The following is an 11,799-nucleotide window of genomic DNA, read 5'->3' as shown; positions in this document are numbered from 1 at the left end:
TTATGAGCGCCATACTGATAAAAAACTGCGCCGCTATTCTCACCGGCCAGCGCCACGCCCCGCGAAGCGCGGCGCGGGATATTCGACTGCGCGACGGGTTGATTAGTGAAATGGGCGAACTTGCGCCCGCGCCTGATGAGCAGATTATTGACGCCCGCGATTGCGTGGCGTATCCCGCCTGGGTGAATACCCACCATCACTTGTTTCAGTCGTTGCTCAAAGGCGAGCCGCAGGGGCTGAACCAGAGCCTTTCCGCCTGGCTTGCCGCCACGCCCTACCGTTTTCGCGGCGCTTTTGACGAGCAGACGTTTCGCATCGCCGCCCGCATTGGGCTGGTTGAGCTGCTGCGCTCGGGCTGCGGCACGGTGGCGGATCACCATTATCTTTACTGGCCCGATATGCCGTTTGACGGCGCGGCTATTTTATTTGAAGAAGCTGAAGCGCTCGGCATGCGTTTTGTACTTTGCCGGGGCGGCGCCACGCAAACCCGCGGGCTTGAGGCTGATTTACCTACCGCCCTGCGCCCGGAAAAATTTGACGCCTGGATGGCGGATGTTGAGCGCCTCACCGCGAAATACCATCAGCCGGGCGCGCTTGCCTGGCGGCAGGTGGTCATGGCGCCCACCACCACCCTGCACTCCACCACCCCGCAGGAGCTTCGGGAAAGCGCCAGGCTTGCGCGAAGCCTGGGCATTCGCCTGCACAGCCACCTGAGCGAGACGGTGGATTATCTTGACGCCGCACGGGCGAAGTTCAACATGACGCCGCTGCAATTTTGCGCCGAACAGGAGTGGATTGGCGAAGATGTCTGGTTCGCCCATCTGGTGAAATTATTGCCCGAAGAGATCCAGTTGCTCGGCGCGGCGGGCAGCGGCATCGCCCACTGTCCGCAAAGCAACGGGCGGCTCGGCAGCGGCATTGCCGACCTGGCGGCGCTGGAAGCGGCAGGCGTGAAAGTGTCGATAGGCGTGGATGGCGCGGCCTCCAACGAGGCGGCGGACATGCAGAGCGAAACTCACGCGGCCTGGCTTTTACAGCGTGCACGCAAAGGAATGCTGGCGAAGCCGCGCTATGAAGGCGGCGAGTTTGAAGGCGGCGGCGCAGCCGCGACCATTGAAGAGGTGGTGCGCTGGGGCACGGCGGGCGGCGCGCAGGTGCTCGGCTTAACCGGTTTGGGCACGCTCGCCCCCGGCCAGGCGGCGGATATTGCGCTCTACCGGCTGGACGACCCGCGCTATTTCGGCCTGCACGATATCGCCATCGGCCCGGTAGCCTGCGGCGGTCGCGCATACCTGAAAGCGTTGCTGGTGGGGGGACGCGTGGCGGTGGAAGAAGACCGCATCCCCGGCCTCGACCTCGCGGCGCTGGGCCGTCAGGCGCAGGAGGCGGTCTTTACCCTGCAACGGCGGGCCGGGGTGCGGTGAGCTATTTTAAACCGAGCCGCTTCGCCAGCCGGTGCAGGTTCGCCACGTCAGTCTCCAGCGCCCTGGCGCTGGCCGCCCAGTTGTGATGGTGCTGATTAAGCGTTTCGCGGATGAGCCGCCGCTGGAACGCTTCCGTAGCGGCGCGCAGGTTTTGCTGTGCGACCGGCCCGGCAGGCGGCGCGGCGACAGGCGTTTCGCGCCCGGCGGTTTTCAGCGCGAAGTGGTGCGCTTCCAGCACCACTTCCGGCGTTCCCTGGGCGGCGCGGGCGAAGATAGCGGCGCGATGGATGGCATGCTCCAGCTCGCGCACATTGCCCGGCCAGCGGTAAGCGCGCAAATGGGCGATCGCCCCCGGGCTTAACACCAGCCGGGAAAGACCGAGGCGCGCCCGGCACTGCTCGCAGAAAAAGCCTGCCAGCAGCACGGTATCTTCTGCGCGCTCGCGCAGCGGCGGCACCACCAGCGGAAAGACGCTCAGGCGATGGTAAAGGTCGGCGCGAAAACGCCCTTCCACCACTTCGGTTTTGAGATCGCGGTTGGTGGCCGCCAGCACCCGCACATTCACCCGCAGGCTGCTATCGTCGCCCACGCGCTGGATATCGCCATATTGCAGGACGCGCAGCAGCTTGGCCTGTAACGGCAGCGAAAGCTCGCCAATTTCATCCAGAAACAGCGTGCCGTTATCGGCCATTTCAAATTTGCCGCTGCGGTTGCTGATGGCCCCGGTAAATGCCCCTTTCACATGACCGAACAGTTCGCTTTCCGCCACCGTTTCCGGCAGCGCGGCGCAGTTCAGGTAGACCAGCGGATTCGCGGCGCGCGGCGAACCTTCGTGTATAGCGCGGGCCACCAGCTCTTTGCCGGTGCCGGTTTCGCCGCTTATCAGCACGTTTAAATCGGAGGGCGCGACAATGGCTATCGCCTGCTTTAGCTCCTGCATCGGCGGCGATTCGCCGATCATCTCACCTGCGCTGCCTTCGGCTGCGGCCGCGCGCTGCGGCGCGATAAGCGGGCTCTGGTGCTCAAGCTGCTCAATCAACAACGCATTATTCAGCGCGCCCGCCGCCAGCACCGCCAGCAGCCGCAGCTCTTCATCGCTGAAATTATCGAACTGGTAAGGATCCATGCCGTCGAGGGTCAGCGCGCCAATCAGCGTCTGCCCGGCAAAAAGCGGCAGGCCGACGCAGGCGTGGACTTTTAACTGCTCGTGGCCCGGGATAAGCCCGTCGTACGGGTCCGGCAAGGCGCTGTCCGCCGGAAAGCGGACAATGTCGCCCGCGCGGGCGATGGCTTCCAGCCGCGGATGTTCAGCAATGGCGAAGCGCCGGCCGGGCACATCCGGCGACAGGCCGTCGGTGGCCAGCGGACGAAACGCTCCCTGCTCATAGCGCAGCAGCGCTGAGGCGTCGCAGCGCAGTACCTGGCGAAGCGTGGTGATAAGCCGCTGGAAGCGGTCCTGATGGCTGATGCCGCTTTGCAGCTCAATGGCGATAGTGGCGAGAAGGTTGACCGAGAGGCTCATGAAGGTGCTCCTTTGTGGTCGCAGAGACCACAAAGGATGCCACAGCAGAAGGCAGTCGCATAGTCAAAAGGACAATCCTCACCCTGATGAATACCCGCCTGCCTCTTGCGGATCACATACTGTAACCCGGTTTTTTGGCGAGTTTATCCAGATTCGGGGCAATCTCTTTGTCCCACACCTGCGCTTTCCAGTTGTCCGGCTCGACTTCTTCCAGCGCCACGGAAACGGAACTCGCTTTGCTTTGCAGATGCTTAACGATAACGTCGCTCAGCTCGTCGGCCAGCGCCTGCTGCGCCTCTTCGGTTAATCCGCGCGGAAAAAATTTTACGTCAACGTGCGGCATGGTTTGCTCCTTACTCATAAACGGGAGGTTCAGCCTGCGTTATCCCGCCTTGATTTACAAGAGCTTGTTGGCCTTCAGCACCGTTTCCAGCTCCACGCGCCCGCATACGTTATCCGCCATGGCGTTAAGTTTCGGCGTATTGGCGGCGAACCATTCTCGCCCTGGCCCCCAGCAGCGCAGCACCGGCCAGTAGGCATCCAGCAGGGTTATCTCTTCGCCGAAAGTATAAGGCCCTTCGCCCAGCTCCTGCTCAAGCCACTGGTAGTACGTTTTGCGCAGCCGTTGCGCGTTCGCCTTAAGTTGCGCCTGCTGTTCGTCCACCAGGCGTTCCGGGTAGTCGGCGAGCGTAAAGGTGGGATATACGTTCGCCACCAGCCAGACCAGCAGCCGCCAGAACCTGTCGCGGGCAGGCGTGCCGGGCCGGGGGGCGAACTGGGGATGACGGTCAAGCAGCATTAGCGCAATGGCGGCGCTTTCGGTCATGATGCTCTCATCTTCCAGCACCAGCGTCGGCACCTGGCAAAGCGGGTTGATGGCGATAAGCTTTTCCTGCTGCGGACCGGGCTGGTCAAAGCCCTCGACATTAACAAAATCGTAAGGCTCGCGGGTCATCGCCAACATCACTTCGCTGATAGCCGACCCGAATCCTGGCACACCATAGAGCGTAAGCATTGTCACCTCCTCAGTTTCAGATAAGTGTAGAAGCTGACGCCGCCTGGCGGTAACCGCTTAAGGTTTTCCTAATTTTGCTCTGGCACTCTGGGCGCCTTAATTGTTATCAGGCCTGCGCTATGCCACTGCTGAATGAAAAAAGACCGACGCTCGGTCGGCTCGCTTTTCTGGCGATTTTTTCGCTTTATATCTCACTTTTTCTGAACATCGCATTCTACCGCCAGGTGCTGAAAGCGATGCCGATCGTCACGGTTCACGAAGCGCTGGTGTTGCTTTCCATGCCGGTCGTGGCCTTTAGCGTCATCTTTATTGTGACGACGATAGCCTCTTTCTTCCGGCTGTCACGGGTGGTTCTCGCCGTGTTTATTCTTGTTTCGGCGTCGGTGCAGTATTTCATCATGAACTACGGCATCATCATGGACCGCAACATGATAGCCAATATTCTGGATACCACTGGCGCGGAAAGTTTCGCTCTGCTCACGCCCGAGCTGGCGCTGACGCTGCTGCTGACCGGCGCAGGCGCCGTGGCGGTGATGTTCTGGATCCGCATTCGTCCGGCCGCTTCGCGCTGGAAAGGCGTGCTGTGGCGTCTTGTCAGCATGCTGGGCTGTTGCGCGGCTATCGTCATCGTGGCGCTGCTGTTTTATAAAGATTACGCTTCGCTGTTTCGCAATAACCGGGAGCTGGTGAAAACCTTAAGCCCCTCCAGCAGCATCGCGGCAGGCTGGTCTTATTATTCCCACCACAGGCTGGCGAACCTGCCGCTGGTGCGTATCGGCGAAGATGCCCATTTGCTTGCCAGCCATCAGACCGGCAAGCCAAACCTCACCATTTTGATCGTCGGCGAAACGTCGCGCGCGGATAACTTCTCGCTGGAAGGCTATGGCCGCCAGACCAACCCGAAGCTTGCGAAAGATGAGGTTATCTGGTTCCCGCACACTGCCTCCTGCGGCACCGCAACGGCGGTTTCCGTGCCCTGCATGTTTTCCAATATGCCACGTTCGCATTACGACGAGGCGCTGGCGAGCCACCAGGAAGGGTTGCTGGATATTTTGCAGCGTGCGGGCTTGCAGGTGCTGTGGAATGAAAACGACGGCGGCTGCAAAGGCGCCTGCGACCGGGTGCCGCACCAGGACATGACCGCGCTCAATCTGCCGGGCATGTGCCAGGAGGGCGAATGTTACGATGAGGTGCTCTTTCACGGGCTTGAGGAGTACATTCAGAAGCTCAGGGGCAACGGCATCATCGTGCTGCATACCATTGGCAGCCACGGCCCGACCTACTATCACCGTTATCCGCCGCAGTTTCGGATCTTTACGCCCACCTGCGAGACGAATGAAATCCAGAGCTGTTCACAGCAGCAGTTGATTAACACCTACGACAACACGCTGTTATACGTGGACTATATTGTCGATAAAGCGATTACCATGCTGAAGGCGCACCAGGATAAATTTACCACCAGCCTGGTTTATCTCTCCGATCACGGCGAGTCGCTGGGGGAAAACGGCGAGTATCTTCACGGGCTGCCTTACGCCATCGCCCCGGAGCAGCAAAAACATGTGCCGATGCTGTTATGGTTATCGCCGGAATATCAACAGCGGTACGGTGTGGATGCGGGATGTCTGACCCATCTCGCGGCATCGAACCCTTTTTCTCAGGATAATCTTTTCTCCACCGTGCTTGGCATAACCGGCACGCAGACCCGCGAATACAAACCGGGCGATGACATCCTCACGGCATGCCGGAGCAAAACGTAATGAAAATTTTAGTTGTGGAAGACGACGCCCTGCTACTGGAGGGCCTCCTGCTGGCGCTGGAAGGCGAAGGCTATGTTTGTGACGGCGTCACTTCCGCCAAAGCCGCGCAGGCGCACCTGGCCTGCGGGTTATACAGCCTGATTGTGTTAGATCTCGGCCTGCCGGATGAAGACGGGCTGCATTTTTTGACGCGGCTGCGGCGAGAAAAAAACCGCCAGCCGGTGCTTATCCTGACCGCCCGCGATACGGTCAGCGAACGCATTGCCGGGCTTGATGCGGGCGCGGATGACTATCTCGTCAAGCCTTTCGCGCTTGATGAACTGCTGGCGCGCATTCGCGCCATTATTCGCCGCCATCTCAACCAGGCGGATAACCAGTTGCAGGTGGGCGAGCTGGCGCTGGATATGGCCCATCGCCAGATCCGCCTTGCGGGAGAACCGCTGGAGTTAACGCCCAAGGAGTACGCCATTCTCTCAAGGCTGATGCTGAAAGCGGGCCAGCCGGTACACCGCGAAATGCTTTATCAGGATATCTATAACTGGGAGACGGAGCCTTCCACCAACACCCTGGAAGTGCATATCCATAACCTGCGGGACAAAATCGGCAAATCCGCCATTCGCACCGTGCGCGGCTTTGGCTACACCCTGACCAAAACGGACGACGCGCCCGAATGACGCTGCGCAAACGCCTTAGCCGCAACAGCAAAAGCCTGAGCTTTCGCCTGCTGTTAGCCATCGGCCTGATTCTCTTCTTTTGCCAGGCCATCAGCGTGCTGTGGCTGTGGCATGAAAGCAAAGAGCAAATCCAGCTGCTGGTGGATGCCGCCATGCACAGCCATAACAACCACCGGCATATTGAGCGGGAGATCCGCGAGGCGATAGCGAGCCTGGCGGTGCCGAGCCTGGTGATTATCGGGCTGGCGCTGGTGCTCTGTTTACAGGCGGTAAAGTGGATAACCCGCCCGCTTCGCAAGCTGCAAAACCACCTTGAGCACCGCACCGAAGATAACCTCGAGCCAATTCAGTACCACAGTTCCGTGCAGGAGATAGACGCGGTTACCCACGCCATTAATCAGTTGCTCTCCCGCCTGACCGCGAGCCTTGAGCGCGAAAGGCTTTTCACCGCCGACGTGGCGCACGAGCTGCGCACGCCGCTGGCCGGGCTGCGCCTGCATCTTGAATTACTAGAGCGCAACAGCCATGTCCAGGTACAACCGCTCATCTCCCGCCTTGACCAGATGACCAGCAGCGTGGTGCAACTGCTGCAACTGGCGCGCGCCGGGCAATCTTTCACATCCGGCAACTATCAGGATGTCTCGCTGATTGAAAATGTCGTGCTGGCGACGGAAAACGAACTGCGCATGATGCTGGCCCAGCGCGATCAAACGCTGCGCCTGCGGCTACCCGAGGAGGTCCACGTACGCGGCGACACCACCCTTTTGCAGGTATTGCTGCGAAACCTGGTGGAAAACGCCCACCGCTACAGCCCGGCAGGCAGCGTGATAACCGTCAGCGTGGCGGCGCACCCTGCGGCTGCGCTTACGGTTGAAGACGAAGGGCCAGGCGTGGACGAAAGCAAAATCGGCGAGCTGAGCAAAGCCTTTGTGCGCATGGACCGCCGCTACGGCGGCATCGGTCTTGGGCTGAATATCGTGAGTCGCATTGTTCAGCTGCACAAGGGCGAATTTATTCTCGAAAACCGCACGCCGGAGCCGGGAAGCCGCGCCACGGTGCGGTTTTCTGACGAGCACTAAAGCGCGTTATAACGCCTGTTTTTCGCTGAGGCTTTGCAAAAACGCCTCGCTCTGCGCAGGGGAGCGCAGATGCACAAACCGGATATGGCGCCATGCCGGGTTTTGCATGTCGGCGAGGTAGCGGATCCGGTTGCTGCGCCAGGTTTTCAGCGTCCACAGCAGAATGGAGTCGCGGCTGAAAAAGCTTTGCCGAAAGCTTTCGCGGTTGCCGGTCCCCGGCCACAGCTCGCTTTTATGCCAGGCGCGCGTAAAAGCGCGGCGTATGGCCTGGCTCAGGGTGCGCGTGAAGGAATAATCAAGCCAGATAACGCACTCAACCTCCTGCCATTTCACTGGTTTTGTACGGTTGTAATTGCCGTCCAGCACCCATCCATGAGGATGGGAAGCCAGTTGCTTGCGGATCTTTTCCATAAACTCGTCATCCGGCGTGCCCTGCCAGTTCGCCCGCCAGTAAAGCGCATCCAGCTGGATATAAGGCAGCGAAAGCTGTTGCGCCAGACGGCGCGCGAAGGTGCTTTTGCCGCTGCCGCTGGTGCCTACCACATTAATTTTCACTTGTCTGCCCTCAGTTTGGGTGTTTCTTAGCGCCATGCGAGCCGCTATGTTATTGGCACTGGCAGAAAAAAACAGTCATTACTGCGTTGTTCACCATTTTCAGGGGGGTCAGCATGTTTTCAGGTTTAAGCGCTTTTCCTTTAACGCCGATGCGGGGCGAGCGTCCCGATGAGCAAGGTTTTATCAGGCTGGTGACGCGTCTGGCTGAGGCCGGGGTGCAAAGCATTGGCGCGCTGGGCTCGACAGGCAATTATGCCTACCTGACGCTGGATGAGCGGCTGCGCCTGACAAGGCTCGCGGTAGAACATGCCGCAGGCGTGCCGGTGATGGTAAGCGTGGGCGCCGTGCGCACCCGCGACGTGCTGACGCTGGCTGAAGGGGCGCAGCAGGCCGGAGTCAGCGCCCTGCTGCTGGCGCCGGTTTCTTACCAGCCGCTGACGCAAGATGAAGTGTTCAGCCTTTACCAGACGGTTGCGCAAAACAGCGATGTGCCGCTGTGCGTTTACGATAACGCCGCCACCACCCATTTTACGTTCACCGACGCGCTTTATTCGCGCCTCGCCGCGCTGCCTGCGATCGGCTCAATCAAGCTGCCCGGCGCGCCGCTTGCCGCGCCGGATGGCCGCGAACGGGTAGCCGCCCTGCGCGCCGCGCTGCCGCAAAGCGTGAAGCTCGGCGTGAGCGGCGATATGTTCGCACAGGCTGGCATGAGCGCAGGCTGCGATCTCTGGTATTCCGTAGTGGGCGGGTTGTATCCGCGCCTGGCGCTGCGCCTTATGCGCCATGCGCAGGAAGCCTCGGCGCAAAGCGCTGCATTTTTTGAAAGCCTGGCGCCGCTGTGGGCGCTCTTCAGTCGCCACGGCAGCCTGCGGGTGATCGCCGCCCTGGCGGTACTCTCTGGCCTGCTTGACGAGCCGCCGCTGCCCGCGCCGTTGAAAATGCTGCCAGCGCAGGAGCAGGAGGCGCTGCGCGCGCTGTTGCCGGTGCTTGACTCCTGGGAAACCGCGTAAGCCCGGGGTTGAATATGCCAGCAGGCGCGCTTGCCTGCCCCCTTCTTTTCACATTTATTGCGGCTTGCCGCCGCCATCCTGAAACCGTATGGCATCGCGCTGTAAAAATCGGGTAGGCTTGCACGGTCTATTTTACAAGCGGCTTGTGGACAGGCCGCCCATTAACCGGGAACAGAAAATGACGCTAGATGAAATCATCCGCACCCGCTTTACCAGCAAAGCCTATGACGAAACGCGCAAGCTCACTGCCGAACAGCAGCAGCAACTGCTTGACGTACTGCGCTACAGCCCCTCTTCCGTCAACTCCCAGCCCTGGCACTTTTTCGCCGTGACCAGTGATGAAGGGAAAGCCCGCCTGCTGCCTGCCGTAGCGGAAGCCAACGCCGGGAAAATCGAGAAAGCGGCGATGGTGGTGGTCTTCGCCATTCATGAGCGCATTACCGATGAACACTTGCAGGCTCTGCTTGATAAAGAGCAGCAGGATGGACGGTTTATCAGCGAAGAGATGCGTCAGGGCCAGGACAAGGGCCGCCGCTATTTTGTCGACCTGAACAGCGCATCGGTGGAAGACCAGCAGGCGTGGATGGCGCGCCAGGCTTATATTTCGCTTGGTTTCTTCCTGCTCGGCGCCGCAAGCCTTGGGCTTGACGCCACGCCGATAGAAGGCTTTTCGCCGGAAAAAATGGACGAGGCGCTGGCGCTGACGGACAAAGGGCTGAAAAGCGTTGTCATGGCGACGGTGGGCTATCACAGCGAAGCCGACTTCAACGCCGCGCTGCCGAAATCCCGTCTTGACGCCGAACAGGTTATTACCCTGCTCTGACCTTCCCGGGGCCGCGTCGCAGGCGGCCCCTTTCCGCGCTTTCTTCTTCCTCGTGTACTGGCACGCTGAAACGTGTCCGGGGCGGCTTCACACCCTCACTGGTATGTTTTGCTTAGGCCTGAGTTTGCAGGTAGGATGCTGCGCCATGTTTCGCTTTTAACGCATAGCTATTCACTATAAAAGCGGACATTTCCCGTACAGAAGACCAGCAAAAGCAAACGATTGGTCAGCAACGGGCTTTCCCAGTTAGCAGACAGGATGACAGGAAAACAATGAAGACAACGAAGCAAAGCGCGGCCGATCATCAGGCCGCGAAACGTCGCTGGTTGAACTCCCACGAGGAGGGATATCGCAAAGCGATGAGCAACCGTCACGTACAGATGATAGCCATCGGCGGCGCCATTGGTACGGGGCTCTTTTTAGGCGCGGGCGGGCGGCTCCAGGCGGCGGGTCCGTCGCTGGCTATCGTCTATCTGGTGTGCGGTATTTTTTCTTTCTTTATTCTGCGCGCGCTGGGCGAACTGGTGCTGCATCGCCCGTCGAGCGGCAGCTTCGTCTCTTACGCCCGTGAGTTTCTCGGCGAAAAGGCCGCCTACGTGGCGGGCTGGATGTACTTTGTAAACTGGGCGATGACCGGCATTGTGGATATCACCGCTGTCGCGCTTTATATGCACTACTGGGGCGCGTTTGGCGATGTGCCGCAGTGGGTCTTTGCGCTGGGCGCGCTGGCGATTGTCGGCACCATGAACATGATCGGCGTGAAATGGTTTGCCGAAATGGAGTTCTGGTTTGCGCTGCTTAAAGTGCTGGCTATTGTGCTTTTTCTGGTGGTGGGCACCATTTTCCTCGGTACCGGCAAACCGCTGGACGGCGGCGCGACGGGCTTTCATCTGATACCCGATAACGGCGGTTTCTTCCCGCACGGCCTGCTGCCGGCGCTGGTGCTGGTTCAGGGCGTCGTGTTCGCCTTCGCCTCTATCGAGCTGGTGGGTACGGCGGCGGGCGAATGTAAAGATCCGGAAACCATGGTGCCGAAGGCTATCAACAGCGTTATCTGGCGTATCGGCCTGTTTTATGTCGGGTCGGTGATCCTGCTGGTGCTGCTGCTGCCGTGGAACGCTTATCAGGCGGGGCAAAGCCCGTTCGTCACCTTCTTCTCAAAACTTGGCGTGCCTTACATCGGCAGCATTATGAACATCGTGGTGCTGACTGCGGCGCTCTCAAGCCTGAACTCCGGCCTTTACTCCACGGGACGCATCCTGCGCTCAATGTCGATGGGCGGCTCTGCGCCGAAGTTTATGTCGAAGATGAGCAAGCACCAGGTGCCGTTCGCCGGGATTCTGGTCACGATGGCCGTCTACGTGGTAGGCGTGTTCCTGAACTATCTGGTGCCGTCCCAGGTGTTCGAGATTGTGCTGAACTTCGCCTCTTTGGGCATTATCGCCTCGTGGGCGTTTATTGTGGTTTGCCAGCTGCGTCTGCGTAAAGCCATTAAAGAAGGCAAAGCGGCAGACATTCACTTTAAACTGCCGGGCGCGCCGTTCACCTCCTGGCTGACGCTGCTGTTCCTGCTGGCGGTGCTGGTGCTGATGGCGTTCGACTACCCGAACGGGACTTACACCATCGCCTCAATTCCGCTAATCGCCCTGCTGCTGGTTCTCGGCTGGTTCGGCGTGCGCAAGCGCGTCAATGAGATCCACAGCGCCGCGCCGCAAAATCCCGATGCCGTAGAAACAGTGACGCTGAAAGAAGAGCATTCGCGCTAAGCGCTTAGCCATGCTGCAAAAAACCGCCCCCCGGGCGGTTTTTTTATGCGCAGCGTAGAAAAACGGGTGACGTTTCACTGCTGAATGCTTTCTCTCCCTACGCCTTCTCTCTCTCTCCGCCTGGGCGTTTCTGCCCTTCGCCAAAACGAAAAAGCTTTCCCTCTTCCTGCATTA

The 11,799-nt window shown here is 59.8% G+C and carries 11 protein-coding genes; 7 read left to right on the top strand and 4 right to left on the bottom strand.

Features of this window, described 5'->3' with window-relative positions; translation table 11 throughout:
- Window positions 1–2: 2 nt before the first annotated feature.
- Window positions 3–1,424 carry an amidohydrolase family protein gene (locus DW56_RS11080; protein ID WP_024554894.1) on the top strand — a complete coding sequence of 474 codons (1,422 nt, stop codon included), beginning with the start codon at window positions 3–5 and terminating at the stop codon, window positions 1,422–1,424.
- A 1-nt stretch (window position 1,425) separates the two neighbouring features.
- Here the strand turns inward: DW56_RS11080 and norR are convergent, their stop codons facing one another.
- The 3 genes from norR to DW56_RS11065 all read right to left on the bottom strand — a co-directional run bounded on the left by norR (window position 1,426) and on the right by DW56_RS11065 (window position 3,961).
- A complete protein-coding gene (gene norR / locus DW56_RS11075) occupies window positions 1,426–2,946 on the bottom strand; it encodes a nitric oxide reductase transcriptional regulator NorR (RefSeq protein ID WP_029589812.1) in 1,521 nt (506 codons plus the stop codon).
- 112 nt (window positions 2,947–3,058) lie between these two features.
- The gene (gene pptA, locus DW56_RS11070; RefSeq protein WP_024553655.1) at window positions 3,059–3,289 is read right to left on the bottom strand and encodes a tautomerase PptA; all 231 of its coding nucleotides are present in this window, start codon (window positions 3,287–3,289) and stop codon (window positions 3,059–3,061) included.
- A gap of 54 nt (window positions 3,290–3,343) precedes the next feature.
- Window positions 3,344–3,961, bottom strand: a complete 618-nt coding sequence (locus DW56_RS11065) for a glutathione S-transferase family protein (protein ID WP_024553656.1) — start codon at window positions 3,959–3,961, stop codon at window positions 3,344–3,346.
- Window positions 3,962–4,080: 119 nt separating this feature from the next.
- Between DW56_RS11065 and eptA the strand changes: the two genes are divergently transcribed.
- From eptA to pmrB, 3 genes are read left to right on the top strand one after another with little or no spacing between them, the layout of a single operon-like run.
- Entirely contained in the window at window positions 4,081–5,718 is a 1,638-nt protein-coding gene (gene eptA, locus DW56_RS11060) for a phosphoethanolamine transferase EptA (RefSeq protein WP_024553657.1), read from the top strand.
- Window positions 5,718–6,392: a two-component system response regulator PmrA gene (pmrA, locus tag DW56_RS11055; RefSeq protein ID WP_024553658.1), complete on the top strand. Its 675-nt coding sequence runs from the start codon at window positions 5,718–5,720 to the stop codon at window positions 6,390–6,392. Before eptA ends, pmrA begins: the two co-directional genes overlap by 1 nt.
- Window positions 6,389–7,471, top strand: coding sequence for a two-component system sensor histidine kinase PmrB (gene pmrB / locus DW56_RS11050; protein WP_029697568.1), 1,083 nt, complete (start codon window positions 6,389–6,391; stop codon window positions 7,469–7,471). Before pmrA ends, pmrB begins: the two co-directional genes overlap by 4 nt.
- A gap of 6 nt (window positions 7,472–7,477) precedes the next feature.
- Here the strand turns inward: pmrB and DW56_RS11045 are convergent, their stop codons facing one another.
- A complete protein-coding gene (locus tag DW56_RS11045) occupies window positions 7,478–8,026 on the bottom strand; it encodes a P-loop NTPase family protein (RefSeq protein WP_024553660.1) in 549 nt (182 codons plus the stop codon).
- Between the two features lie 113 nt (window positions 8,027–8,139).
- Here DW56_RS11045 and DW56_RS11040 point away from each other — a divergent pair, with 113 nt between their 5' ends.
- The 3 genes from DW56_RS11040 (at window position 8,140) to ansP (ending at window position 11,625) form a co-directional block, all read left to right on the top strand.
- Window positions 8,140–9,036, top strand: coding sequence for a dihydrodipicolinate synthase family protein (locus DW56_RS11040; protein WP_024553661.1), 897 nt, complete (start codon window positions 8,140–8,142; stop codon window positions 9,034–9,036).
- 178 nt (window positions 9,037–9,214) lie between these two features.
- Window positions 9,215–9,859 carry an oxygen-insensitive NAD(P)H nitroreductase gene (gene nfsB, locus DW56_RS11035; RefSeq protein ID WP_024553662.1) on the top strand — a complete coding sequence of 215 codons (645 nt, stop codon included), beginning with the start codon at window positions 9,215–9,217 and terminating at the stop codon, window positions 9,857–9,859.
- 272 nt (window positions 9,860–10,131) lie between these two features.
- Window positions 10,132–11,625 carry an L-asparagine permease gene (gene ansP, locus DW56_RS11030; protein WP_024553663.1) on the top strand — a complete coding sequence of 498 codons (1,494 nt, stop codon included), beginning with the start codon at window positions 10,132–10,134 and terminating at the stop codon, window positions 11,623–11,625.
- Window positions 11,626–11,799 lie beyond the last annotated feature (174 nt).

It is taken from the genome of Franconibacter helveticus LMG 23732 (genome assembly GCF_000463115.2).
GTDB classification, from domain to species: domain Bacteria; phylum Pseudomonadota; class Gammaproteobacteria; order Enterobacterales; family Enterobacteriaceae; genus Franconibacter; species Franconibacter helveticus.
The sequence above is the reverse complement of the archived record's forward strand: the minus strand, read 5'-3'. Positions and strand labels throughout refer to the sequence as shown.

What these genes read in the sequence shown, in the direction of transcription:
- DW56_RS11080 (WP_024554894.1), top strand. Translation starts at nt 3, where the DNA reads ATGAGCGCCATACTGATAAAAAACTGCGCCGCTATTCTCACCGGCCAG.
- ansP (WP_024553663.1), top strand. Translation starts at nt 10,132, where the DNA reads ATGAAGACAACGAAGCAAAGCGCGGCCGATCATCAGGCCGCGAAACGT.
- nfsB (WP_024553662.1), top strand. Translation starts at nt 9,215, where the DNA reads ATGACGCTAGATGAAATCATCCGCACCCGCTTTACCAGCAAAGCCTAT.
- DW56_RS11065 (WP_024553656.1), bottom strand. Translation starts at nt 3,961, where the DNA reads ATGCTTACGCTCTATGGTGTGCCAGGATTCGGGTCGGCTATCAGCGAA.
- pptA (WP_024553655.1), bottom strand. Translation starts at nt 3,289, where the DNA reads ATGCCGCACGTTGACGTAAAATTTTTTCCGCGCGGATTAACCGAAGAG.
- DW56_RS11040 (WP_024553661.1), top strand. Translation starts at nt 8,140, where the DNA reads ATGTTTTCAGGTTTAAGCGCTTTTCCTTTAACGCCGATGCGGGGCGAG.
- norR (WP_029589812.1), bottom strand. Translation starts at nt 2,946, where the DNA reads ATGAGCCTCTCGGTCAACCTTCTCGCCACTATCGCCATTGAGCTGCAA.
- eptA (WP_024553657.1), top strand. Translation starts at nt 4,081, where the DNA reads ATGCCACTGCTGAATGAAAAAAGACCGACGCTCGGTCGGCTCGCTTTT.
- pmrB (WP_029697568.1), top strand. Translation starts at nt 6,389, where the DNA reads ATGACGCTGCGCAAACGCCTTAGCCGCAACAGCAAAAGCCTGAGCTTT.
- pmrA (WP_024553658.1), top strand. Translation starts at nt 5,718, where the DNA reads ATGAAAATTTTAGTTGTGGAAGACGACGCCCTGCTACTGGAGGGCCTC.